Genomic DNA, 25552 nt, shown 5'->3' on the forward strand with positions numbered 1-25552 from the left:
CAGATTATAATCTTTCTGTATACAGAGCACAAAACCGATTTCGTCGAAATAACGTTAAATTAGCGGTAATTTGAGAATAGGCCACCTTTAATCGCAGCTTATCTTATTTTATTGAAACTTTAAAGGCTTTCACTCCATTTTCATGAATATCCTAGGTCTGTTGGCGGGAACCTGTGCAGTATGATATCTTTAATGGATGTTCTTATTTACAGATTAAGGAGGAAACTCATGAATCCTATCGGGAAACCGGTCGTGCTCACGGCCAACTTCAAAAGATTAGGCTTGCTGAGCGGGATTGGCCTGATTTGCTTTTTTGTCTTTCAATTGCTTATTCCCTCGTTTAGTAATCCGAATCCGGAGGCACTGACGAATGCCAAGATCATCAGCAAGCAGGAAGCAGTCATACACGCGCTGGACTTCGCCCGCTCCGAGCTGGGCTATACCGAATCGCAGCCGGAAAAGCCTGTCGTGACCTATCAGGCCGAAACGGACCTGTACGGTTATTTATCCAGAGAAAAGCTGCTTCAACAGTATGACCGTACATGGAAAAAAAGTTTTCCTTATGAAACCTTCCGGGTCGATTTACCGGAACCTTCTTCCAAAAGCAAACTGCAAATTCATGTGGATTTGTCCACAGGCAAAGTCGTCAGCTTTAAACGAATGACCTCCAGCACCAGTTACACACAAGCTGATATTTCTACGGATGAGCAGGCACGTAGCAGGCTTGTACGTGCAGCCGAGGGAGACATGACGCTGGAAGCAAAGGAGCAGACAGCGGCAGCCTGGGTAAAACGCTTTGGCTTTAAGCCGTCGGACTTGAAGCTTGCGACAACCGAAGGCGAGGGCGGATTGAAGTACACCGTAAACGACAAAAAAATCGGCTCCTCTGTGCTTACGCTGGCGTTTACGTTTGAAGACGGAAATGTTCGCTCGTTTACACAGAGCTTTTCCGCCCCATCGTCCTATACGGATTATGTCAAAAAGCAAACGTACTGGGCTAACTGGATGACCTACGCGGGCTATGCTTTATTTAGCTTGGTGTTAGGCATACTTGCCATCGTATACGCCTCACTCACACGACGCCACACTTCCTTTGTACGAGGCATTGTGCTGTCCATTGTATATTTTGCTGCCAGTATGGCAGGGACATTTAACATGCTTCCTATACTGCAAGCAGAAGCAGGCGGTCGGGGAGCGCTTATATTTCTTATGATTTTGCAAATTTTTATTACTTTCGTAATGGCCGTATCGCTCTACTTCTCCTTGGTTGGCGGTGACGGGCTGATGCGCAAGGTTGGACTGAATGCCTGGCCACGCGCCAAAGAGCCGGGCTACGGGCTGTATGTGCTTCGCAGTATGTATGTGGGCTACTTGTGGGCCTTTATTTTACTCGGTGTACAATCCATTTTGTTCTTTGTGCTGGAGCGTACGTTTAATACGTTCTCCACAACAGATGCCACACAATCTCCTTACAACATGGCCTATCCATGGTTACTGCCGATTATGGCATGGATGGCAGGCATTGGAGAGGAAGCCGTATACCGTCTGTTTGGTATCCCTATGGTGAAAAAGATGGTGAGAAATACTTTTGTTGCCTGTCTGATTACCACGCTGATTTGGGCATTGGGGCACACACTGTATCCAATCTATCCGGTCATTTCCAGACCTATCGAGCTGACCTTCCTTGGATTGCTGTTCAGTTTTGTATTTCTGCGTTACGGCTTTATTGCCGCCATGTTCAGCCACGTTATTTTTGACAGCATTCTGATGGGTCTTAGCGTGATGAGTCTGGGAGACACGGTAAACCTGACCGCAGGTTTGTTCTGGATCGTATTGCCGGCCATTGTGGGCTACATCATTTACTGGTTTAGTCCAAAGAAGCCAAATCGAGTCATGTTTGAGCCCATAAAAAAAGAAGAGCCGTATTCTACGACTCCTCCTCCCGAAGGGCAGCTATAATCTGACGCGCAAGCTTATCACCAATAGAGAGAGGCCGGAAGTCTTCGACGCTGGCCTCTCTTATTTTTTTAAGCGAACCAAAATGCTTAAGCAGCAGCTTACGCCGCTTCTCGCCAATTCCCGGAATCGAGTCCAAACGAGAGGTTACCATGGATTTGCCCCGTTGCTCACGATGGAATGTAATGGCGAATCGGTGAACCTCATCCTGAATCCGTTGCAGCAGGTAAAATTCTTCACTGTTGCGGGCCAGTGTCACGGCCTCGGGAGAATCCCCCACCAGTAGTTGAGAGGTTCTGTGCTTGGCATCCTTCACCAGACCACACACAGGAATGAACAAACCCAGTTCATTCTCCAGCACATCCACAGCGGCCTTAATCTGTCCGCGTCCACCATCGACGACGATCAAATTCGGACGCTCCAGATTTTCCTTGAGCACACGTTCATATCGACGCCGAATGACCTCACGCATCGTTTCATAATCATCCGGCCCCTGCACCGAACGGATTTTATATTTACGGTATTCCTTCTTGGCAGGCTTGCCATCAATGAACACAATCATTGCCGAGACTGGATCGGAGCCCTGTATGTTGGAGTTATCAAACGCCTCCACGCGATGCAGGCTATCCAGCCCAATCGCACGCCCCAGATTGCTTGCAGCCTTGGATGTCCGTTCCTCGTCCCGTTCAATCAGCTTAAACTTCTCATCCAGAGCAACCCGTGCATTTTCCGTAGCCATACCCGTCATTTGCTTTTTCAGTCCACGCCGAGGCACCAGTACCTTTACATCCAGCCATTCAGCCAGAGCAAGTGCCGCCGTAGCTGGTTCCTCCAGCCCGCCGGACAGTTGGGCTTCTGTCTGGTCCTGATCCGTTGCTTCTCCATAATAAGCACGCTCTTCGGCCACCAGCAGCGCATCCGCGGAACGCTCGAACGGCTGCTCTTCATTGGGCACATCCGATAATGTCCCTGCTTCTTGCACAGCATTGTTACTGGTCTGTGCGGTTTCCTCGGTTGTTGCAGTGTGAGAAACAGCTTCCGCCACAGCCGATTGACCGACATCACCCTGTTCCGCCTGCTTCATCAGCTTCGGTGTATCCGGCAACAATATTTCCTGCGGCACCGCCGGGTTATCACTATAATATTGCGTCACATAGGACATAAAGTCACTGTAGGCCTCGCCGTAAAAAGGAAACGTAGACATATGCCGCTCGATCATTTTACCTTTACGAACATATAGGATCTGCACACACATCCAGCCCTTGTCTACCGAAAATCCAAATACATCGCGGTCCTTCGCATCGGCTGTCGTGATCTTCTGCTTTTCCATCATCGCGTCAATGCTGATAATCTGGTCGCGTAGCTCCTTGGCACGCTCAAAGTACAGCTCCTCTGCGGCCTCCTGCATTTTGCGTTGAAGATCCTTTTTGATTTCCTCATGCCCGCCACTCAAAAAAGAACCGATCTCCTGACCAATCTGGTCATACGTTTCCTTCGCAACCTCTTTCACACAAGGGCCCAGGCATTGATGCATATGATAATAAAGGCACACTTCCTTCGGCATCGCACCGCACTTGCGTAACGGATACATGCGATCCAGCAGCTTCTTCGTCTGATGTGCCGCGTAGGAATTAGGATAAGGGCCAAAATATTTTGCTTTATCTTTCAGAACGCGCCGGGTCACCTCCAGCTTGGGGTGCTCCTCGTTCGTAATTTTCAAATACGGAAAAGTTTTGTCATCCTTCAACAGCACGTTATAGCGCGGCTGATGCTTTTTAATCAGGTTGCACTCCAGAATGAGCGCCTCCATATTACTGCCCGTAACGATATATTCAAAATCACGGATATCGGAAACCAGTCTTTGCGTCTTGCCGTTATGGCTACCTGTAAAATAGGATCGGACCCGGTTTTTCAGCACTTTGGCCTTGCCGACATAAATGATGATGCCCTCGCTGTTCTTCATCAAGTAACAGCCCGATGCATCCGGCAGCAATGCTAATTTGTGCCGTATGTTCTCCAGCGCCTTCTCCTGATTCCACAAGTCCTCCGCATAAGATTCCATTCGTCCGGTTCCTCCTTCCATTCTTAAATGACTTCGACTACTATATAATACACCGGAATAATACACAAAAACGCCCCCGGTTTTTACAACCGGAGGCATTGACCGTTCATGCCCGCTCCCCAAGCCCCCGCAGGAGCATGGGTCACATGCGATGATTACTGGTGTTTGGCAAGCATGCTTTTCAGCGCTTCCTTGGAGTTCAGACCCACCACTTTATCAACGGGCTGTCCGTCTTTGAAGACGATCAGGGTAGGAATGCTCATAACGCCGAAACGGGAAGCAGACTCTGGATTTTCATCCACGTTCACTTTCGCGATTTTGACGCTGTCGCCAACTTCTGAGGCAAGATCCTCCAGAATAGGAGCGATCATTTTGCAAGGACCGCACCATGGCGCCCAAAAATCAACTAAAACGATTCCTGTACCTTCGACTTCTGCGTTGAAGGATTGGTCGGACACGCTAACAATTGCCATTGTATGTTCCTCCTTTATAGAAAAGTCAAGGTTATTATAACCTGCAATTTCTTTTTTTACACCTTTTAATTATATCACAATAGTTTTTTAATTGTAAGATATCAAAATAGCAAATTGATTCACAATTATCCCCGCTGATTTTTCCCTTTAACGGTAATAACATCTACAAAAGGGCGAATCCGGTCCATCAAACGCTGTCCCTTGTACAATTCCTCACCGTCCTTGCTCGTAAAGCTCAGATGCTTCTCCAGCCCTTGTAACGAATAATTCGAAGTATAAAAGGTAGGTTTGCGGTTCATTCGATAATTTAAAATCGAGCCCATCACATGATCCCGTACCCATGGACTCAAATTTTCAGCTCCAATGTCGTCAAATACGAGCAGATCACAATTTTTAAGCATTTCAGTCGTTTCCTTCAGCTTCTGCCCTTCCTGAATCATGGATTTTAAGTCCTCTACAAAATCAGGCATATACACAATCACACCGTTCAGTCCGGACAAGGCCAGCTCGTGCAGCAGATATCCCATTAAAAAGGTCTTACCCGTACCAAACGTACCTTCCAGGTAGAGTCCTTTTTTGGATAGGCCCTGGCTTTTCGTTTCTTCGATGTAACGGAATAGCTGTGTAACTGCGGGCATACGTTGTGCATCCTTACGTGCAATCTCAAGGGCATTATAGCCTTCCAAGAGCGCACGCTCATCCACATAAAAGCTTTTAATCCGCTGACGCACCCGCTGCTCGTGCTGTGAAGCTACCAGCTTGGCGCAAGGGGTACGGATATCCACCATTTCGGCTGTACCATTTGGGTATTCTACGCCCAGCTTGCAAAAATGTCCCTGAAAATCGTTAGGACACTGTTCGAGTCCCGGACAATTGTCGCAATTTCGACGATCCCTGGCATACTGAAAAAGCATACTCATGTTTAATCGCAGTTGTGTTTCGTCAATATCGGGATGCGCAGCACAAAATTCCTGCACCAGCGGATCATTGAGAACCTGATCGGCCACATTGCGCGTGCGCTGGCGAAACGAAGGGTTCTGCATCTGCTGTAGCAAATCGCCCAGTGATTCCAAGAACGCTCCTCCTTTCTAAAATGTGCAGAGTTATGGAGGGGAAACGCTTCGCGTGCAGATTGTTCTTCCGATTGCTGTTATCCCCGGATTTTTCTATTTCAAAAGGAATTTAAAGGTTAAAATCTGGGGATAAAGGCAAACGCTTCGCTTCTTCAGAACAATTCTGCCCGCTCCGCTGCCGACCGCCATAAAGTCGACACATATTTGAATTGGCTTCGCTGAACATTTTTATAATACCTAAATACCTAATTGGTTTTGGATCGAAACCAATTGATAGTTTGATTTAGCGTAGAGCTGTGCACTACACCTTTTTCTGTTTACCGGATTGCATGCGTTCGGCTAGACGCAGCAGTTCATCCAGTTCTTCCTCGGATACCGGTTCCTCGGCAGGATGATCCTGTACGATGGGAATGGATGGCTTGGATGGACCGTTGTTTTTGGCATACGAACGGGAACGGCCGCCGGAAGGAGAGGCAGCGGACTGCTTGCCTTTTACCTTGGCTTGATCACGTATATATTGAACGGCCTTTTCGTAGGTACTTACCTGCTTTAACAGCATATTGGAAGCGACAGCCTCGACAAAGTTGCGGTTGATCCGCTGATCGCTTCCTGATACCAGCAGGGACATTAAATAATGGATAAGTACATTGATGACTTCACCGGGCAGCTTGTAGCTGATATCAATCTTTTCGAATATATCCAGCAGGTTACCGGGAACCGTGCCGGGGAAAAAGGTTTGCAGCAAACGACGATAAGGCTCGTTGCGCAGCATCATATTATATTGGTGAATGTCGCATTTGGCTGTAAACTGTGGTGGAACCTCCACATAGAACTCCATTTCCACGGCCTGCTCCGCAGGCGGCTCTTCCGGAGTGGTAGCTTCTCTCTGACGCAGGGCAACCACTTTGGCGGCCTGCACCTGCTGTTCCTCCTGACGCTTCCGATCCTGCCTGGAGTGCTGGCTGGCCCGGAGTTGAAGCTCGTCCAGCAACAAATCGCCCGCTTCTGTAAAGATACCGTCCTCATCCAGCAAGCGGCTGATGTCCTGTACAGATAAGTCAAATTTGCGAACAACGTAATTGACCATGCCTAGCTGCTCGTGCTCAAAACGCAGACGCTCCACATGCTTGCGGTTGACGGATTCACGCGGAAAACGGAGAATGATGTCCGCATAATTCAGCCCTTCCTCCGACTCTGCGTTCAAAGCCCCATTGTGACGGCCCGAAGACACCTCGGACAGCGCCTGCTCCAACTCGTAATCAATGACATGGGTGTTCAGCTCAAATAACTCGTAAAACGGAATAGATATATTCTCTTTATTATAGGAAGATTGCGACCATTCCGCAGATTCGCTGCTCCACAGCGATTCTCGCAGAGAAAGCACCGCAAACTTGCCAATTTTGTCTCTCAACAAAAGAGTAAGATGCTGCGTCCTGAAAAAATCGACAGGCGCAAGCGGTGGCTGCATCTCATATTCATACATATAGTCGTCCGTTTCCGGTGCATACAGCCTGGACGTCTGCAACAGACCGACAGCCTCCAGCTTGGAGGTCTGTTCAATTAGATACTTGCGTCCCTTCTCGCTTGGCTCCAGCCCTAGTGTCAGAAAAAGACGACGCTGCTGCTCCAGCGGCGAATAACCGATCTGTCCGACTGGCACATGCTGGAACAATAGCCGATACAGGCTGACCGCAAATGCGCCTACCATCGGCTGATAGACGCTTCCCAGCATCAATTCATCCAGTGCGCTCAAGCCGAATTCCCGATAAACGCAGTAGCGGTGGTTCTCAGTATAGTGCAGCAGGTTTTTCATCCGCATTCCAACATTCTTCCTTTCCTGACATAACGGTCTCCAAGATGTTTTTCTATTCTATCATACTTGACCCCAACTGAGACCAGCAAAATAAGTCCAATTGTCCTCCTTTTTGGCAGCCTCATTCGTCCGTGTTCCCCTTTTTTCGAGAATACTAACTATTTTACGACTTGTGACCTGCATCACGGAAAAAATAAAATTCTTCACATTTCTTTCATTGGTGAAAATCCTTTATTTGGGCTACAATATAATAGTTAAGCATTACACATTCTTCATTCGCAGGACATACTTAAAACGCACATGTTTCGGCCATGCCGATGATTATTTACAGATTTGAAAAAGGAGTGACCATTGTGAACCAACATCAACCTCAACAACCCCCATCAACGCCAAATGAAGTAGCATCCACGCTGGAAGGCTGGTATGCACTTCACGATTTCCGATCCATCAACTGGACGGCATGGAAAACAGCAGACGATGAAGAACGCGCCGGGGCGCTGGACGAGCTTCAAGAGTTTATGAAGGAATGGAGCGTTACCGAGGAAGCGGGTCAGGGCAGCTCTGCCGTATATACTGTAATCGGACAAAAGGCTGATTTTGTTATGTTACATCTACGCGAAACGCTGGAAGACCTCAACAAACTCGAAAATGAGTTTAACAAAACCACCTTTGCCAAATATACGACTAAAACCTACTCTTACGTGAGTGTGGTGGAGCTGAGCAACTATTTGAGCAAAGAAGAAGATCCGATGCAAAATCCGCAAATTGTTGCACGTCTGAAGCCTATTTTGAACAAGGCTCGTTATATTTGCTTCTATCCGATGAACAAAAAACGCGATCTGGACGACAACTGGTACATGCTTTCGATGGATGAGCGCCGCACTCTGATGCGCAGTCACGGTTTGATCGGACGCAGCTATGCTGGCAGAGTGAAGCAAATCATTTCCGGTTCTATCGGCTTCGACGATTGGGAATGGGGTGTCACGCTATTCGCCGACGACGCACTTCAATTTAAAAAGCTGATCTACGAAATGCGTTTTGACGAAGTCAGCGCCCGTTACGGCGAATTCGGCTCCTTCTATGTCGGCAGTGTCCTGAACGAAGAAACATTTGAAGACATGTTGAAGCTGTAAAACGTAAATCACCAGAAGAATTTCAAAATAAACAGACCAAGGATTTCGTGAACTCCCGCTATAGGGGCAACGGAATCCTTTTTTATGTGCTTCAAAGCCGCACAAGATGAGAAAAGGCCCCCTCACGGGCGCCTGAAAAATCATATTCTTTGATATTAGTGTAAACACAGGTTCAACCACTACAGCAGCATCCTCGCTTTTTGCCAGCGAGACATGAAAACCTTTTTTCTAACCTTATTATTAACCAGCTATACCCGTTGAATTACCCAACGGATATTCCCAATCGTTTAACCAAATCAGCCAGATCCTGACCTTTGAGCGCCCCTTCCACCAAAGCAGGCAACAAGGCTGGCGTGCAGGCAAAGCTTGGTGTACCATCTCTGGACAATTGCTTGGCCAGTCGCTTGTCATAGAAGGGCTGACCTTCATCCGACAAGGCGAGCAAACACATCGTTTTGACACCGGATTCTCTCATTTCACGCATACGCCGTACGAGTCTGGCTTGACTGCCGCCTTCGTATAAATCGGAAATTAAGATGAATAGCGTCTTTTTCGGTTCCTCGATAAACTGCTCACAGTACGCAACCGATTTATCAATATTCGTCCCGCCACCAAGCTGAATACCAAACAACATATCGACTGGATCATTGGCACATTGCTCCGTCAGGTCGACGACAGATGTATCAAAAGCGACAACTCTTGTATCGAGTGCAGGCATACTGGCGAAAATGGAAGCCGTAACCGATGCCCAGATAATGGATTCCGCCATGGAGCCGCTCTGGTCAATGTCCACAATGACCTTCCACTCCTTGCTGCGACGGGCGCGATCAAAGTAATAAAATTTTTCAGGCACAATCTGGCGACGCTCGACGTCATAATGCTTTAGATTACGCTGGATGGTCCGTTTCCAGTCCAACCCGCTTAATGAGGGCAACGGGGAATGCTGTCTGCGGTTAATGGCCCCAGTGACCGCTCGGCGTAAATCATGCTCCAATCTTCTGACCAGCTCATCTACCACAGACTGAATCAGCAGGCGGGCCGTTTCCTTCGTTTTCTCAGGAATTTTCCCTTTTAACGCCATTAATGTACCAACCATGCTAATGTCCGGCTTTACTTGTGACAGCACTTCCGGCTCAAATAATAGCTGCTTCCATCCTTTGCGCTCCATGGCATCATTTTGAATAATGGATACAACATCCTCCGGGAAAAAGGTACGTACATCACCCAGCCATTTGGACAAGCGTGGAGCCGATGCCCCTGTACCACTGCCCGGAGCTCCCCTCCTACTTCCGGTGCCACTCTGTTCTCCCGAATAAGTGGAGGTATCATCATAAATGGCCGCTAACGCCTGATCCATAATCTGCTCGTCTTCCGTCAGTTCAATAGCTTCCCCACCGCCGCTGTTCCGCAACGACGGCTCGGCCGTCTGTCCCAAAATGAGCCGCCAACGGGATACTGCACGACGTTCATCTACTGCATCCATTTCTTTCGGTTGGGATTGATCTTCTCCGCTTATCGTCATCCCTAAAAATCCTCAAAATCAAAATCATTCAAGTCATCAAGCATTTTCGCCTCGTCCTCCCTCAGCTCTTGCGTCAATACTTCCGCTGCCTGCTCTGTATTCACACCCCATAGCTCGCCTAACAGCTCAGCAATCATCGTTTTTTCACCGGAATTAAATACACTAAAAGCTCGGCGCAAAAATACAAGAGCTCGTACAAATTCATCCTCGTCCAAAGCGCCGATATACTCATTTAGCTGCTCCCACAAACTCATGCGGGACAGCAGTACATATCGGTTACGCATGGATAAGCCTTCAAACCAGCCTGCCCCCAGATCAGCAGGTACACCCGGCGACAACCGACGCGATACCTCAGCGGCGCATTCTTCACGGGTCAGCTCATTCCGTTCCAGGAGCAACGCACAGGCAAAGCCTGAGCATTTGGGGTTAAGGTCATCCCGTGCAGCGAGATGATGCAGTTCCTGTATCCATAACTCCTGGTCGACCTGCTCACTATGATCCAGAGCGATACGGTTGAGTTGCTGAATCGCTTCTACCATGTCCACAGCCACCGTATCACTGCAATGACTGGAATCAGTGAGGAACAGGCAGGACCTCATAAATAACTGCTCCAAAAGCGGTACAAGCAGCGAAGTATCCATTCGCCGGATGTCGCCATAACGAATAAGGGTCGATAACCCTTTAGCCGCAGCTGCCATTTGTATGACATCCTGCTGATCGGCTGCCAAGCGCTGTAGATTTTTTCTACCGTTTTCTAATTGAGCCACCATACCGCATTCGCAAGCAATCAGAATCAGTTGTGAAGCCTCGGCAATCGTTTGGCAGGCGTCCAGCTTCTGCTGCATGACATAAGCGGCCGCGACCTCCACCGTTTCGCCCAGCAGCGTAGATTCAACAACCTGTATTTCGGTCTCCGGGGACCATTGAACTACCCAATGCTCCGCCCATGTCGCCTGCTCCTGACCCACTGATCTGAACTGGGCAAAAGGAATGTCCAGCAACTTTAAACGATGTAGCAAAAAAGAACGGTTCAAGTCCAAATACGCGGATGCCTCAGAGCTGGCGCGTCGGTTCTCCCGTAGATCCAGCATCAAGTCTGTTGCTACAGTCGTTTTGTACTTGGTCAGCTTCAAGCTTTTGAATAAACGGTTCAAGTCATCCTGAAGCGGCGTCTGACTGACACCTTCCGCCAGCTGTCCAATCGCCGTCCCTACATTTAACTCTGACAAAGCTTCCGCCACGACAGACAGATCGCCATGACCAAGCAAGGTCTGAGCCGCATCACGCAAGTCCCTCAGCACCGGGGCACTTCCGCCACGGAGCGCGGATAGGGATTGCGCCATTCTCACCGCTTCAATGACCTCGGCGGTGGAGCGATGCGTCCCTTTTTGCCGTAATTGGCGAGCAACAGATGATAAGTACTCATGAGGAAGCTCGTCTAATGTTCCCTGTTGCATCCGGCTCCACATCATTTCAAAATAATGGGGCGCATGATTTCCTGCCCCGTAGCCGGACATGGAGGATAATTTATAATACGAATAAGGCATGAGCGTTAGACGTGTGGCACGCGTGGGCAAACATTTCAATTCCTCATCCATCATGCTGTGAGACAAATCAGCAAGAGCCGCCGCGTGGTAGGCACCACAGATGACGACAATACGCTCTGGTTCATGCCCTGCTGTGATGGCCTCTTTAATTTTACGACGCATATACGACTCGCGAATCGCGTTATAAGCAAATTCGTGTACGGCTGAGACACGCTCAACTTCCTCTGTTAAAGCACGTACATGAGATGAAAAGGCAAGAATCGCTTCCCGATATGCCCCTTGATTTAAATTGTGTTCATAATTCCGTTCCCAGTACATATCATAGTCGTCCTCACCAGAAAGGGCAGCGATTCGATCATAGATCGACGAAGACGTTATATGTTCTGCTTGAACTGGAGTATCCGCATCTTTGAGCGTCTGTCTTCGCAGATCTTCCAGTCCGATCATGACGGATGAAGGTAAATCGATAAATGCACACATCGCATGATGTGCGTTGGCCCATTTCATTGCTTGATATTCCGGTGAGTAGGAAGCAAATGGCCATAAAGCCGTTCGTACAGGCAAATCACTTGTAAAAGCAAGCAAGGCTACAGGCGGGCGGGTTGCCTGCTCAGCCAGATGCCTGATTTCTTCTGTCGCATCGGACGGTCCCTCAATGAGAACAGCAGTCGGGCGAATATGATTTAATTCATCCAGTAGATGCTTGGCACCGCCGGGGGAAAGATGCCGCACGCCAAATATATGCACGCCTACTTGCTCTACGGCTCCGCCATTCATGCTCACCCGTTAATCTCCTTGCATGCTTTATACAGTCCGCGCCACTCCGCACCCCGTTTTTTCATCACCTGATCCAGATATTCTTTCCACACGAGCTGATCCTTCTCGTCATCCTTGACGATTGCCCCCTGAAGCCCTGCTGCCAGATCTTCATCCGTCAATTCTCCACTGCCAAAGCTGGCTGCCAGTGCCATGCTATTTGTCAGCAATGAGATCGCTTCTGCCGTCGAAATGACACCTGTGGGCGATTTCACCTTATCCTTTTTATCAATCGTCATACCGCTGCGTAATTCACGGAAGATGGTCACAACTTTATGTAAAGCTTCGTCTGCTGGAGCAGCCGCCTGTAAGTCATAAGCCGATGCGATTTCACCGACCCTTTTTTTGACAATCTCCATCTCGGTTTCGAGAGTAGAAGGCGCAGGTAACACGATAATATTAAAGCGGCGCTTTAACGCTGCCGACATTTCATTAACCCCGCGATCACGCGTATTGGCTGTCGCAATAATGGAGAAGCCTTTACGTGCATTCATCTCCTTGCCCAGCTCGGGTACCGAAATTGTTTTTTCAGATAAAATGGAAATGAGCGCATCCTGCACCTCGGAGGCACATCTGGAAATTTCTTCAAAACGCGCAATCCCCCCCTTCTCCATTGCACGCATAATCGGACTTTGCACCAACGCTTCCGGCGTCGGTCCATTCGCCAGCAGCATGGCATAGTTCCACGAATAGCGTACATGCTCCTCGCTTGTACCTGCCGTGCCCTGCACCACCAGACCGGAATGACCGTAGATCGCAGCAGACAGATTCTCGGACAGCCATGATTTGGCGGTGCCCGGTTCCCCGATCAGCATCAATGCCCGATCCGTCACCAAAGTAGCAATCGCCATTTCTATCAGACGTCGGTTGCCGATATATTTGGGTGTGATTTCAGTTTTGCCCGCTTTTCCGCCTGTAATAAAGGTCAGCACCGCTTGAGGCGACATTTGCCACCCTGCCGGAATTCTCCCCTTATCATGCTGACGCAACGCCTCCAATTCATGCTCATACAAACGCTCGGCTGGTTGCCTCATCATATCCTGCAATGGTTCCTGTACATTTTCCGTCATGCTCTCATCCCTTTCAGTGTTTCCGTTATATAGGCAAGCTGCTTTTTGGCTTCATGATAATGTCGGGACTGAGCCTCTTCCACCTGTTCTGCTGCCTCAGGAGGCAACTGTAGCAGCTGGTTAAACCAATACGGCTGCAATATATAGCAATCCTTGTTACGCTTATCTCCCAAAATCGTAAGCAGCAAGTCGTTTTTCTCCTTGGCCAAAATACCCGTCCGCTCCAGTGCCTTCAACAAGAGATAGCTCCAGCTATTGCGGAATTCGGGATTTTTCTTTAATTTATCACGTAAAAATGCCTGACTCTCCGGATGATCCGCACGTGCAAATCCGGCTGCCAATTCCAGCTCGTCCTGTTCGATCACCCAATCTAGCCAACGGGGGTCCCAACGCAGTTGAACTTCCTCCTGCGGAAGAAGCTCCCATACATTCAACAGATGCGGATAATCGTAATCCTCAAAAGGCAAGGAATAATACTCGCTGGTTTGTTGAATGATGTAGGAAGATAAGGTCTGTACCAGCTTTTGACGTCTTACCTTGGCTTCTCGGATTACTTTCGATTTCCACTTTAATTCGGTATTCCCGGCATAGCGTTCATACAATTGCGCCGGGGATAATTGTCGGTAAGCAGAACGGAAGGCATAAGGCAGATACTGCATGTTGCGCTCCTCCATCTGAAACAGCAAGTCCAATACATCCTCTGAATCTATGTTTTCCGTATGATCCAGCGCATGATTAATGAGTACATGCCAGCCAATCGCATTAAAATGCTCTGAATCTTTTAATACAGATATATATATTTCATCCAGTAGCGGACTGGTTTGATCTATAAATACAGCACACAAGTACTCTATCTTTTTCGAAAGCTTGTCCAGCTTCTTCGCATCGGTTTTCAGCTCAAAGGACGCGTGCAAATCCTCCTTGAAATCCAAGGCTAGCTTTTCCTTAAGTGCTTCGGACAAATGGGCACGTAGCGCCAGCGTCACCAACTCGATATCTTTACTGGAAAAGGCTTCGTATAATCGTTCCTGGGCTGCAATAGAATCGCTCTGTGCCAGAGCAGCATAAGCGGCTTCACGGATAGGCTTCTTCTTATCTCCGCTCCATTCCAATAACGACTCCACATACGATTCCTGACCTGCCAAAAATCCGATAGCCGTCGTTCTTACATCATTGGAGCCGGATGCTGCCGCCTCATAAATTACTTCCTGTGAGCCTTCCTTATCGATACTGCCAATGACCGACAACTTGCGTGACTCCAGTTTGCCACCGTGCGCATCGAGGGTTTGCAGCAAATGGGGAACAATCGGTTTGCCATACGAAGGCAGAATCTTATTCATGGCGAACTCGGCAATTTCTATATACGGGTCTTCAAGTGCTCTGATCGCCAACGGAATCAGGCGTAAATCCTGAAAAAGACCTTCCTTATACGCATTCGTCACAATCTCATACCGTCCGCCCCCGGTCGTCGTCAAAGCTTCCTGTACGGCGGCTATTTGCCGATAAGAATAAGCGCTGGAAGTATCCAGCGAACGGGTTTCCACCCTTACCAGCTTCCCTTCCGTTGCTGTGCTCCCCTGTGTCCGTAATACTGAAGTAAGCAGCAAAGCAAGCTCCTGCAAGCGTCTTGCCGACAACGTAGAAGCTTCGGCTTCTGCTGACGGATAAGATACATCCGGCGTAATAAGCGCGGCTATTCCTTCGCCAATACGCTTGAACACAGGCGCTCTCTCGCCTAATTGCTGCACACGCGGCAGTAATTTCTTCAACCTGAAATCATCGGAAGCCAGTTCACTGCCTGCAATATATAATCGGCGTACTTCACTGTACACCTCCTGTAATAATACGGTACTCATAAGATCCCTCCTGATATGCATAGTTGAGATAAAGCCGGATCAATATAATAGTCGCGTGATCTGCTGGTCCTTAATGATCGTCAAAGGCTGGAATACCAATCGGCCGGTATCCATTTGGTGCTCGAATACACCGAACAAAGTCATGTCTGTTAGTTGTGCTTCCGGTACATAAGGTAATAAATCAACAGTCCCCGGAAGGTTTACAGAAATATCAGCCAGTATCAGTTGCTGCCCCTGTTCATCCGCTACCACCCACGTACCATCCTCAGCCTGCTGAATTTCATTTGCATAAATCAATACAGCTGGATGAGGGTCTGCCAATGGGTTTTTGAGCTGATTTTTCACAATTTTCAGTACCTCACTGTAGCTATGCGCACCTTGCTTGGCAACGGCTTGTACATCCTCAGCCGTAGATTGTCTGCTCGTCATGCCGTCCCAGCGTACTCTGGGATTAAGGTCACCCGGATAGATGTACAGTGTGTCTACACAGGCCACATCAAAAAAGCTGTCTTCCTCCCGCATAAGCTTGGCCGCCTTATAGGGACGATATTGTAACGTCCGGCGTACAAGGCCTGTGGACAGCTCGAACCAGTACCCCAGATCCACATATTCCTGCCTCGCCGCATCGTCGTAGCTGACAAAGGATAGCTGAATCAGTTCAGCCTGTTCCGTTACGCGGTTCACTTCCTTCAACTCGCTAAGCTGCCACGCATGACCCAGCCACTCCTCAATGGTGGATTCATGATCGAGGGCCAGTTCCGGATCATCCAGTTTGGCTTGCAAGTGTTGACGCCCTTTCTTAATCAGGGCATGTATTCGGGTGAATTGCCCGATGATATATGTATAATGGTGCTCCCGTTGAGCAGCGTCAGATAAGAGCAATGAAAGGCGGCGCAGCTCATTTTGCGCGCCCGATAAATAATAATTGCCCATCTGCTTCACATGATCCTGAATACTTTTGACCATTTTGCTATCGACAGTTGCCAGACCGTCACGAATGAGAGACAACGTAAGCTTTTCCAGGGTATCCAGACCATCCAGCTGGGATTGCACCTTTTTCTTGAGCGCATTTTTGCTGGCGGTGGGTTTCCGTTTCTTTTTGGCCTCAGATTCCTCTGGAGCCGCAGCGATGGCCTGAGCCTGCTTTTCTTCGCGCTTTTCTATTTTTTCACGTTTAGCCACGATGTCTTCCGGTATTTCGGCTATATCAAACGTATTCCCTGCCACGTAGGCATACAGCATCCCAAGAGCATGCTTGCACGGAAACTGGCGGCTGGGGCAATTACAGCGAAATACAGGCTTTTCTTGCTGTATAAAATCGGCGGAGCATATATAATTCGTGCTGCCACTGCCGGAGCATTCAGCGAATAATAGCGTGCCATCCGAGGATTGATGGAGATGGACGAACTTTTTCTTCTTGATAAGTCCTTGAGCATTCTTTATCGCTGCCGCGTTGGGAGCCAAAGCATCTACATATGATTCCGTCATTTCAAGCGTCATAGGATTACTCCTTCTACATAAGATGTGTCCTTATATTATAGAACATTTGTTCGTTTAACATAAGAAGACTTCTGTACTATATTGGAAGGACCCGAATCTGCTACGATCAGCTTATAATAGCCCTCACGTTGGTCTTATGAAATGCACATTGACGAAAACATTTCCCTAATGGGTTCATTTTTCTTCGATCCATCCAACTGTGTTTTAATCTCACCCAGACCCAACATCAGATCGGCTGTTTTTTTGCTGGCTTTTGATCGCTGCCTCGGATACCGGCTTGTTTGTCGCCAGAACGCTCGGCTAACGTCAAAAAATCCTGGCATCTGTCAAGCTCCCAAGATCGCACAGGATTTTTTTATGTTTATTACATGTTCAAGTTTAGAAAAACCGTCCCTTTTTCAGCACCAGCGGAATCCCGCCAATGATGAACAGATAGCGGATATCCACAATTTTTTTCAGCTGTGCGGCAATCCAGCCCTTTATTTTGCGATTGCCCACGACCGCGACAGCCTCCCCTTTTCCAAGAGAAGCAACCGTTCCTTTATTGGAAAATACGAACTTGTGCAGCTCCTTTTTCCGTAGCGTAGCTGCTAAATTCTTCGCACAGAGTACCCCTTGCTGCATCGCAATTTGGGCGGTCGGCGGATACGGGCGTCCTTCGGGATTAAACATTAAAGAACTGTCCCCGATAATGAAAATGTCCTCATGACCCGGTGCACGCAGAAAATCGTCGATCTTCACACGTCCGCGCATCACTTCAAATCCAGCTTTCTCGATCAGACGGTTACCACGAATACCTCCAGTCCACACGACCGTGCAAGCTTCGATTTTCTCACCCTCACCGACAATGACGCCATCCTCAAGACATTCCTTAATGGGAACACCGATGCGGAAGGTGACGCCCTTGCGCTTGAGAACATCCATCGCGTATTCTACCAGCTCCGGATCGAAGCCCGGCAATGCCGTAGGAGCAGCCTCGACGTTAATAATTTGAATCCGGTTAAAATCAATATCATAGGCTCTCGCCAATTGCGGCAGACGATCCGCCAGCTCCGCCACGAATTCAATCCCGCTAAAGCCCGCACCTCCAACTACAAAATTCAGCCGTCCGGGGTTCCCGTCATTTTTATACAGGGCAAGCTGGTATTCGACATGCTCACGGATCAAGCGGACCGAGTTAATGCTTCGAATTGTAAGCGCGAACTTATCCATCCCCTGAATACCGAAGGTTTCCGGTTCCCCGCCCAATCCGATTACCAGATAATCGTAGGATAGCGATCCATCCTCCAACACGATTTTTTTCTCCTTCGGTAAGATTTCCTTAACCGTCCCTTTGATTAGATCCACCTTGAACTCATCGATTAGCTGCGCAATCGGAATCCTCGAATGCTCAATCGTATCCGTACCTGCCGCAGGCATATGAAGATGTGTCGTAATATAGTGGTAATCATGACGGTTGATCAGCGTGACGTCCGCCTCATTGTGCTTAAGCTCCTTTTGCAATTGCTGAGCCGTCAATATACCGCCATACCCGGCGCCCACAATGACAATTTTGGGAATACTGCTCATGCTTCTACCCCTTCCGATACATAATTATTAATTATTCACAGCTTTTCTCTGAAAACGGTTAATTTATACACACAGAAAGTCTTCATCAAATATTAATAGCTTTAACTTTGCAAGCGGAACCCGGGAGTTTATAATGATAAACAGTGAATCATACGTTCGGCGGCTTTCTTAACCTCTATGCGGCTGATTCTATATTCAATACCATTATCCATACTATTCCTTTCGGAGGTGTTTTTAGAGTGACAGCTCAATCCACAGATGCGGAGCTTCGCGATCTGATTATCATCGGGGGCGGTCCAGCCGGTATTTTCGCTGCTTTCTACGGGGGAATGCGTCAGGCATCCGTCACCTTAATTGAAAGTATGCCCCAACTCGGGGGCCAGCTTGCAGCCCTTTATCCTGAAAAATATATTTATGATGTCGCTGGCTTTCCTAAAGTGACTGCACAGGAACTGGTCAACAATCTGGTTCAGCAGATGAACCACTTTAACCCAGAAGTACAGTTAGAAGAAAAGGTCGTATCATTAGAGAAAAAGGAAGAACGCCACTTCATCGTCAAAACAGATAAAGGCGGCGAGTATCACGGAAAAGCGGTCATTATTACCGCTGGCGTGGGTGCTTTCGAGCCGCGCAGACTGGAACTGCCGGGCGCAGATCGTTTTGAAAAAACGAACCTGCATTACTTTGTCAGCGACCTGAGCAAATTTGCAGGCCGGAAAGTGCTGATCAGCGGCGGCGGCGACTCTGCGGTAGACTGGGCGCTTATGCTGGAACCGATTGCAGAACAGGTTACATTGATTCACCGCCGCGACAAGTTCCGTGCGCATGAACACAGTGTAGAAAACCTACTCGCTTCCAAAGTAAACGTCGTTACACCGACTGAAATTACAGAGCTGCACGGGGAAGACTCAATTACGAAGGTTACCCTTGCTCATGTAAAAACCAAAGAAACTCAGGAAATCGAAGTGGACGATGTGATCGTTAACTTTGGATTTGTATCCACTCTCGGCCCGATTGCCGAATGGGGAATCGAAATCGAAAGTAACTCCATCGTGGTTGATTCCCGTCAGGAAACGAATATTCCCGGCATTTTCGCCGCAGGGGACATTACGACCTATCCGGGCAAGCTCAAGCTGATTGCTGTCGGCTTCGGTGAAGCGCCTACGGCCGTCAACAACGCCAAGGTTTATGTAGATCCGGACGCCAAGCTGTCCCCGGGTCACAGTAGTAACATGAAACTGTAGTCTATTCTAGACTATGACAAAAAAGGGTATTTTACTCCAAATTTGAATCGTTGGAGTGAAATACCCTTTTCTACGGTGTGCCTATTCGTTGCAGTGATTGTCCGTAAAGCCATTCGAACCCTGAATGACCTCACAGTCGCAGTACGAGAGCTTGTCCGGTCTAATGAAGGACTACGGCTGTATTCATCTCTAAGTTTCTTTTGTGAATCTCAGCCAGCAACAGTGCAATGAAGTCACATTCAAGTTTAAGCTCGATTGCCATCTGATAGGAATCCAAAAGCATTTCATCCGTCAGTATAGCCATCCTCGACACAACCTTTCCTTTTATTTCAAAATCTATTCTATCAAAATACCAAAAACGGAACAAGCGTTCTGTTATCCACAGCATGTTGTGGAAATCCTGTGTATAAATTGTTGGTAAGTGTCGTTAAGCCATATATGTGACAGGGGATAATGTGGACAATACTTATACACAGGATTTTGACGCTGGTAAATAAAAAAATATTTTTATAGTATACACATATATATTATATTTACAATCTACTAAATTGAATTTTATGGGAGTTAATTTAATCAAATCCCAATTGTCCAATCCCCGGAAATCTTTTCTCCAGTACAGGAATACACCGCTGTGTAAGATTAACCATTTCACGTCGCTTTCGGGCAGCCACCCGGCGGGGATAAATCATCCGAAGCGCATTCATTCCCTTCATCAGAGTTCCCCCTTTGCAGAGGTTCGTAATAACCAGTCCAGGTCGAGCATGACGTGCGACCACCGACCGGAAAACCCATTTCTGGCCCACCTTCCCCACTTTTACCCGATAGTCAACAGCAACCGGCTATTCTTGGATAATAGTCAAGGCCCAAGTCCATTTCGACAAGAATCCCTGCCAACGGTAGCATGCACCTGATATCACTGGTACAATGACAATAATCTGACTACCATTTGCACGGAGCAGCGAAATTTACGGGCAAATCGTTTTTTTCGATAAGGAGGTCATACCATGAACAATAAAATCGGCATCATGGACATTGGATCAAACTCCATTCGTCTAGTAATCTATGAAATGACAGAGACTGGCGCCTACCGGATTGTGCAGGAATGCAAGGAAGCCGCACGACTGAGCGAGAAGGTTGGGGCGAATGGTCGTATGGAACGGGAGGCCGTTCGGAGCATCGCTCCATTGCTGAATCAATTTATGGCAGTATGCCGTATGCACGGGGTCATTCGTATGCGGGCAGCAGCTACAGCCGCCATCCGCAATGCGGCGAATTCAGATGAGATCGTTCAATGGATCGCGGAGGAAACGGGCTTAACGCTGGAAATACTGAGCGGAGAGCAGGAGGGCTATGCGGGCTTTCTAGGCGTGGTAAATACAATGAATGTGAGCGATGGGATTATTATAGATATTGGGGGCGGCAGCACCGAAATTACGCTGTTCCGCAAGCGGCAGCGGCTTCATACCGTATCGTTTCCTTTTGGCGCGGTCAACATGAATTGGCGCTTTGGTCGGGAAGTCAGGAACGGTGAATGGTCCCCTCAGCAAATTGAGGAGATGGAGAGCTTCGTCCGTTCTTCGCTGCAAAACCATGATTGGATCTTTTCCAATCCGGGCCTGCCGTTCATCGGTCTAGGCGGTACCTTGCGTACCTTGGCTAAAATCAATCAGAAGCGACAGGATTACTCGTTGCCCGTGACACACCATTACGAAATGACGACAGAAGATGTAAATTATTTCTATGTAAGTCTGCCCCATCTCTCCTATGAAAAACGCAAAAAAACAGCCGGCCTGTCCAAAGACAGAGCCGACATTATTGTACCGGGACTCATTATATTGAAAGCGATATTCGAGGCCGCTCAAGGCTCCACCTATTTGGTCAGCGGAGCGGGCTTGCGTGACGGACTGTTTCATGAGCTGGTCAATACCGAACAGCCTGTGGTCGACAATCCACTCATCGCTTCTATCCGCAATATACTTTCATTCGCTGTCCCGGTTAGCGAAACGCACGTCAAGCGAGTTAACGAGTACGCTGTCCGACTTTATGACGAACTCGTTGACGTATGGGGTGACGTGTCGTCCTCAGCGATGGACAAACGTTTGCTGCTGACCGCCGCAACGCTGTACAAAACCGGAGCAGCCTTAAATTACTACCATTTTCGCCAGCATTCCGTGTTCTGGATTCTACATGCAGGCATCGGCGGTCTGTCCCACCGCGAAACGGTATTGGCCGCGTTGATCGCGGACTACCATCCCAAGAACCGGACACCCCGTCTGTTGCGCACCCATGCCGATATTCTGGAGCCTTCCGACGAAGCGCGTGTACATCGACTCGGCTCGCTGCTCCAGCTTGCGATTGGCATGGATCGAAGCGAATCCGGTATTATCACCAGCATCAATCCCACCACAGGAGACGATGCACTGCATCTTCGTCTGGAAAGCACGGGTGAGCCGATTCTGGAACAGCGGGAGCTGGAGGCTGTCGCCAAAGATTTTCAAAAAGCATGGAACCTCACGTTGTCGTGGTCCATTCTTCCTTCTTCCAATTTCTAACCTTCATGGCTTCGGATTGGCTCCGCACAGGGGCCTCTTCGTCGTTTCTGGACACAAACTGATAGCTACCGTTAGGCAGAAGCTGCCGCGCCTTCACATTATCCCTCAGGGACAAATGCAAAATATCCGACAGCATCTCCTTGATCCGGTCATCATAAATCGGGCACATCAGTTCAATCCGACGTGTCAGGTTGCGAGTCATCCAGTCCGCGCTGGACAGGAACAACTCCGAAGCCCCTGCATTTTCAAAATAGAACAGCCTGGAATGCTCCAGAAAGCGATCCACAATACTGATGACGCTGATATTCTCGCTGAAGCCTTCCACACCGGGACGCAAGCAGCAGACCCCTCTAATGATCAGATCAATCTTCACACCCGCCTGAGAAGCTGCATATAGTTCATCAATCATCTCCTGACTGGATAAGGAGTTGATTTTGGCGATAATCCGGGCGGGCTTGCCTGCCAAAGCTTGCTCTGCTTCCCTGCGGATCAGCTCGAACAGCTTGTTCTTCATCCCTGTTGGAGCCACCGTGAAAGCCTGCAAGGTCTTGAGCGCGGAAAAGCCTGTAATTTCATTAAACAGCTCGGAAGCATCCTCGCCAAGCACCGGGTCCGACGTGAACAAACCGATATCCGTATACACCCGTGCTGTGCTTTCATTATAATTGCCTGTGCCCACATGCACGTAGCGCTTGAGCGCGTTGCGCTCGTGGCGTACCACGAGAATAATTTTGGCATGCGTCTTCAAGCCGACCAGCCCGTACACCACATGACAGCCTGCTTTTTCAAGCTTGCGTGCCCAGGCAATATTACGTTCCTCGTCAAAGCGGGCTTTCAGCTCCACGACCACCGTTACCTGCTTGCCCGATTCAGCCGCACGAGCTAATGCCGGGATCAACTTGGATTCTCCGTTGACACGGTACAAAGTCATTTTGATCGCCATCACATCCGGGTCCTCGGACGCTTCAATCACAAAATCAGTCACCGCATCAAACGATTCATACGGATGGTACACCAGCACGTCCCGTTTGCGGAGTACGTTGAAAATATCCTCCTGCGGAGGCAGCTCTTCCGGGTACAACGGCTTGATCGACGGAAACTTCAAATGCGAATACCCTTCCAATTGATCGGCAAAGGACGACAGAAACGTCAAATCCAGCGGCCCGTCCATCTCAAACACATGATCGAACAGTTTGAATTCGCGCTGAAGCTCCGTCAAAGCAAAGGGATGAATTCCTTTTTCCACTTCCAGCCTTACCGGCGCACCGCGTCTTCTTCGACGCAGTTCTTTTTCAATCTCTTCGAGCAAATCTTCGATTTCTTCTTCATTAATGGACAAATCGGAATTGCGCGTGACACGAAAGGCTTGAACCGATTCTGGCACATAACCCGTGAACAGCGTTTGAATATGATGCTTGATCAGCTCTTCAATTAAAATGAATGATTTCTTCTTGCTATTGGAACGTAGCGGCACAGACACGACACGCGGAATATTGGAAGGCACCTGCACAATGGCAAAAAACGGCTTATCCTCCTCCGTATCCCCTTGACGTCTCAATACAACTGCCAAATATACGTATTTATTATGAACCAGTGGAAAAGGACGGCTCTGATCGACCGCCATCGGCGTCAGCACCGGAAATATAATTTCATGAAAGTAGGTATCCAGAGACTTGCGCTGTGTCGCATTCAAGCCCTCATATTCAAGCAGCAAAATCCCCTTTTTCGTCAACAGGCGAGAAACTTCGCGATAGGTTCGATACTGCTCCGATACCATCGAGACCGTGCGCTTAATCAGCCGTTTGTATAAACCGGAGGGGGTATATCCGGTGAAGTCCTTTTGCATAAAACCGGCCTTGATCTTCTCCCGCGTCTCTGCCACCCGAACAGCCATAAATTCATCCAGATTGCTGGACACAATCGCCAAAAATTTGGCTCTCTCCAGCAACGGTGTATCTGTATCCTGCGCTTCCTGAAGCACACGGCGGTTAAATTCAATCCAGCTTAAATCCCGATTAAAGTAGCGTTCTGACCCGGCTTTATCTTTATCTTTATCTTTATCTTTATCCTTATTCTGACTCTCTATCAACATATGGCCTCCATCAATCATGCAGTATAGTTATGCTTCATTGTACTATTAGATGAAACGCACTAGCATCATAGCTGTGTAAACGCAATGTAAAATGTGTGTAAACGCAGCCTGATGTTGAAAAGGTCACTCGGATACTTTACAAAAATAGCATTAAAGGGTACAGTGATTACGTCTGTTTCATTGAGGTAGTAGATTGTCGAACCGCACTTTTTCACCGTTTTTGTTATTTTTATCATGTTGTTACTTGCCACATAGCAGCCACGTTCAATTGCTTTATTTTCAAATGGCATCATATAGGGAGGATTTACGTTATGGAACCCAAGAAAACGCCACGCGTACTGCAAAAAAACATCGAATTTTTCACCGCGGCGCTGTCTCAGCATCTCGTTTCAGTCTGGCAGGAGGACCCAACGGGCGTATACTGCGAGATTGGCAGCGGATATATCGAATTGTTCAGCAGCGAGATGATTCGGGTGCGCAATCAGAATGGGACCCAAAGCCATTATGACCGCAATATCACGATGTTTCAGTTGATCACCAAGGATCAGCCGATATAATTATTATATGCTATGCCTGTACTGTTCTTCCAGATTAGAATTGCTTTTTTACCTTGAAAATAACTGATGTCCAACTGTTACCACAGGGTAATCGTTATTATTTAAGGCAGCAATGCTGCTGGCTTTCGGTTTGTGAAAAATATTGCAGGTTTATACCAAAAGCGCCACAGAGCGCTTTTTTTGTCGTTATTTTTTGAACATCGTTTCAAAAAGCAGTATGATAAAGTAGCATATGATCTAAATTTAAAGGGGAATCAACCGATGGAGCCTACAACATCAGACGGACGCATCCTGATCATGACCGCGGTTGAGGGCGAACGGGAAGCCGTGCTGCGCGGGCTGAAAGGCGACAGCCGCTTTGCAGTTGAGCTGGCTGGTGTGGGCGCTCCGTCCGCAGCGGCTTCGACCGCGTTGGCACTGGCTGGCGGTGGCTACCGCTTGGTCATCAGCGCCGGAATCGGCGGCGGCTTCGTGGATGTAGCCGCACTGGAGAGCGTCGTCGTCGCTGACGCGATCATCGCCGCCGACCTCGGGGCCGAGACAGCGGAGGGCTTCAGCAGCGTGGACGAGCTGGGCTTCGGCTCCAGCCGAATCGCCGTAAACGGCGCAACCACGCAGCGGCTCGTTCAGGCGCTGCGCGCCGCCGGACAGACAGCCGTCGCCGGGCCGATTCTGACCGTCACGACGGCGACAGGTACGGCGGCAACCGCAGAACGG

18 protein-coding genes and 1 pseudogene are annotated in these 25552 nt (G+C 48.6%); 6 read left to right on the plus strand and 13 right to left on the minus strand.

What is annotated here, in order from left to right:
• The first annotated feature begins 228 nt into the window (after positions 1 to 228).
• Positions 229 to 1959, plus strand: coding sequence for a CPBP family intramembrane glutamic endopeptidase (locus L696_RS0121250; protein ID WP_025685433.1), 1731 nt, complete (start codon positions 229 to 231; stop codon positions 1957 to 1959).
• Here L696_RS0121250 and uvrC read toward each other — a convergent pair.
• From uvrC to L696_RS0121270, 4 genes are all read right to left on the minus strand, one after another.
• Positions 1928 to 4018 carry an excinuclease ABC subunit UvrC gene (uvrC, locus tag L696_RS0121255; RefSeq protein WP_025685434.1) on the minus strand — a complete coding sequence of 697 codons (2091 nt, stop codon included), beginning with the start codon at positions 4016 to 4018 and terminating at the stop codon, positions 1928 to 1930. The genes L696_RS0121250 and uvrC overlap by 32 nt on opposite strands.
• A 155-nt stretch (positions 4019 to 4173) precedes the next feature.
• On the minus strand, positions 4174 to 4491 hold the full coding sequence (gene trxA, locus L696_RS0121260) for a thioredoxin (protein WP_025685435.1): 318 nt from the start codon (positions 4489 to 4491) through the stop codon (positions 4174 to 4176).
• A 125-nt stretch (positions 4492 to 4616) separates the two neighbouring features.
• Positions 4617 to 5564, minus strand: coding sequence for a primosomal protein DnaI (gene dnaI / locus L696_RS0121265; RefSeq protein ID WP_025685436.1), 948 nt, complete (start codon positions 5562 to 5564; stop codon positions 4617 to 4619).
• Between the two features lie 301 nt (positions 5565 to 5865).
• Positions 5866 to 7383, minus strand: coding sequence for a replication initiation and membrane attachment family protein (locus L696_RS0121270; RefSeq protein ID WP_025685437.1), 1518 nt, complete (start codon positions 7381 to 7383; stop codon positions 5866 to 5868).
• A 347-nt stretch (positions 7384 to 7730) separates the two neighbouring features.
• Between L696_RS0121270 and hemQ the strand changes: the two genes are divergently transcribed.
• Complete coding sequence (hemQ, locus tag L696_RS0121275) at positions 7731 to 8510, plus strand: hydrogen peroxide-dependent heme synthase (protein WP_025685438.1); 780 nt, start codon at positions 7731 to 7733, stop codon at positions 8508 to 8510.
• 262 nt (positions 8511 to 8772) lie between these two features.
• Here hemQ and L696_RS0121280 read toward each other — a convergent pair whose 3' ends face one another.
• From L696_RS0121280 to L696_RS0121310, 6 genes are all read right to left on the minus strand, one after another.
• Positions 8773 to 9993 carry a VWA domain-containing protein gene (locus L696_RS0121280; RefSeq protein ID WP_025685439.1) on the minus strand — a complete coding sequence of 407 codons (1221 nt, stop codon included), beginning with the start codon at positions 9991 to 9993 and terminating at the stop codon, positions 8773 to 8775.
• Positions 9994 to 10034: 41 nt separating this feature from the next.
• Positions 10035 to 12356 (minus strand): DUF5682 family protein, encoded by a 2322-nt coding sequence (locus L696_RS0121285; RefSeq protein ID WP_025685440.1) that lies wholly within the window; start codon positions 12354 to 12356, stop codon positions 10035 to 10037.
• A gap of 2 nt (positions 12357 to 12358) precedes the next feature.
• The gene (locus tag L696_RS0121290) at positions 12359 to 13465 is read right to left on the minus strand and encodes an AAA family ATPase (protein ID WP_025685441.1); all 1107 of its coding nucleotides are present in this window, start codon (positions 13463 to 13465) and stop codon (positions 12359 to 12361) included.
• On the minus strand, positions 13462 to 15321 hold the full coding sequence (locus L696_RS0121295; protein ID WP_025685442.1) for a HEAT repeat domain-containing protein: 1860 nt from the start codon (positions 15319 to 15321) through the stop codon (positions 13462 to 13464). The genes L696_RS0121290 and L696_RS0121295 overlap by 4 nt, the downstream gene beginning before the upstream one ends.
• Positions 15322 to 15360: 39 nt before the next feature.
• Complete coding sequence (locus L696_RS0121300; RefSeq protein WP_025685443.1) at positions 15361 to 16821, minus strand: SWIM zinc finger family protein; 1461 nt, start codon at positions 16819 to 16821, stop codon at positions 15361 to 15363.
• Between the two features lie 378 nt (positions 16822 to 17199).
• Positions 17200 to 18390 carry an NAD(P)/FAD-dependent oxidoreductase gene (locus L696_RS0121310; RefSeq protein WP_025685445.1) on the minus strand — a complete coding sequence of 397 codons (1191 nt, stop codon included), beginning with the start codon at positions 18388 to 18390 and terminating at the stop codon, positions 17200 to 17202.
• 239 nt (positions 18391 to 18629) lie between these two features.
• Between L696_RS0121310 and L696_RS0121315 the strand changes: the two genes are divergently transcribed.
• On the plus strand, positions 18630 to 19634 hold the full coding sequence (locus L696_RS0121315) for an NAD(P)/FAD-dependent oxidoreductase (RefSeq protein ID WP_025685446.1): 1005 nt from the start codon (positions 18630 to 18632) through the stop codon (positions 19632 to 19634).
• 160 nt (positions 19635 to 19794) lie between these two features.
• On the opposite strand, the gene sda is transcribed toward L696_RS0121315, so the two are convergent.
• Both sda and L696_RS32530 read right to left on the minus strand, forming a co-directional pair.
• Complete coding sequence (gene sda, locus L696_RS0121320) at positions 19795 to 19938, minus strand: sporulation histidine kinase inhibitor Sda (RefSeq protein WP_025685447.1); 144 nt, start codon at positions 19936 to 19938, stop codon at positions 19795 to 19797.
• A 265-nt stretch (positions 19939 to 20203) separates the two neighbouring features.
• Positions 20204 to 20452, minus strand: a pseudogene (locus L696_RS32530) (YheC/YheD family protein); the annotation flags it as partial.
• A gap of 186 nt (positions 20453 to 20638) precedes the next feature.
• Here L696_RS32530 and L696_RS0121330 point away from each other — a divergent pair.
• Positions 20639 to 22186, plus strand: a complete 1548-nt coding sequence (locus tag L696_RS0121330) for a Ppx/GppA phosphatase family protein (RefSeq protein ID WP_025685448.1) — start codon at positions 20639 to 20641, stop codon at positions 22184 to 22186.
• Here the strand turns inward: L696_RS0121330 and ppk1 are convergent.
• A complete protein-coding gene (gene ppk1, locus L696_RS0121335; protein ID WP_025685449.1) occupies positions 22146 to 24278 on the minus strand; it encodes a polyphosphate kinase 1 in 2133 nt (710 codons plus the stop codon). The genes L696_RS0121330 and ppk1 overlap by 41 nt on opposite strands.
• Before the next feature lie 311 nt (positions 24279 to 24589).
• Between ppk1 and L696_RS0121340 the strand changes: the two genes are divergently transcribed.
• A complete protein-coding gene (locus L696_RS0121340; protein ID WP_025685450.1) occupies positions 24590 to 24835 on the plus strand; it encodes a hypothetical protein in 246 nt (81 codons plus the stop codon).
• 261 nt (positions 24836 to 25096) lie between these two features.
• Positions 25097 to 25552 (plus strand): phosphorylase family protein (locus L696_RS0121345; RefSeq protein ID WP_025685451.1); only part of this gene is annotated, 456 nt, incomplete at its 3' end.

The sequence above is a fragment of the Paenibacillus maysiensis genome, assembly GCF_000520815.1.
Taxonomy (GTDB): Bacteria; Bacillota; Bacilli; order Paenibacillales; family Paenibacillaceae; genus Paenibacillus; species Paenibacillus maysiensis.

What these genes read in the sequence shown, in the direction of transcription:
- L696_RS0121250 (WP_025685433.1), top strand. Translation starts at nt 229, where the DNA reads ATGAATCCTATCGGGAAACCGGTCGTGCTCACGGCCAACTTCAAAAGA.
- uvrC (WP_025685434.1), bottom strand. Translation starts at nt 4,018, where the DNA reads ATGGAATCTTATGCGGAGGACTTGTGGAATCAGGAGAAGGCGCTGGAG.
- trxA (WP_025685435.1), bottom strand. Translation starts at nt 4,491, where the DNA reads ATGGCAATTGTTAGCGTGTCCGACCAATCCTTCAACGCAGAAGTCGAA.
- L696_RS0121270 (WP_025685437.1), bottom strand. Translation starts at nt 7,383, where the DNA reads ATGCGGATGAAAAACCTGCTGCACTATACTGAGAACCACCGCTACTGC.
- L696_RS0121280 (WP_025685439.1), bottom strand. Translation starts at nt 9,993, where the DNA reads ATGGATGCAGTAGATGAACGTCGTGCAGTATCCCGTTGGCGGCTCATT.
- L696_RS0121285 (WP_025685440.1), bottom strand. Translation starts at nt 12,356, where the DNA reads ATGAATGGCGGAGCCGTAGAGCAAGTAGGCGTGCATATATTTGGCGTG.
- L696_RS0121290 (WP_025685441.1), bottom strand. Translation starts at nt 13,465, where the DNA reads ATGACGGAAAATGTACAGGAACCATTGCAGGATATGATGAGGCAACCA.
- L696_RS0121295 (WP_025685442.1), bottom strand. Translation starts at nt 15,321, where the DNA reads ATGAGTACCGTATTATTACAGGAGGTGTACAGTGAAGTACGCCGATTA.
- L696_RS0121300 (WP_025685443.1), bottom strand. Translation starts at nt 16,821, where the DNA reads ATGACGCTTGAAATGACGGAATCATATGTAGATGCTTTGGCTCCCAAC.
- L696_RS0121310 (WP_025685445.1), bottom strand. Translation starts at nt 18,390, where the DNA reads ATGAGCAGTATTCCCAAAATTGTCATTGTGGGCGCCGGGTATGGCGGT.
- sda (WP_025685447.1), bottom strand. Translation starts at nt 19,938, where the DNA reads ATGGCTATACTGACGGATGAAATGCTTTTGGATTCCTATCAGATGGCA.
- L696_RS0121330 (WP_025685448.1), top strand. Translation starts at nt 20,639, where the DNA reads ATGAACAATAAAATCGGCATCATGGACATTGGATCAAACTCCATTCGT.
- ppk1 (WP_025685449.1), bottom strand. Translation starts at nt 24,278, where the DNA reads ATGTTGATAGAGAGTCAGAATAAGGATAAAGATAAAGATAAAGATAAA.
- L696_RS0121340 (WP_025685450.1), top strand. Translation starts at nt 24,590, where the DNA reads ATGGAACCCAAGAAAACGCCACGCGTACTGCAAAAAAACATCGAATTT.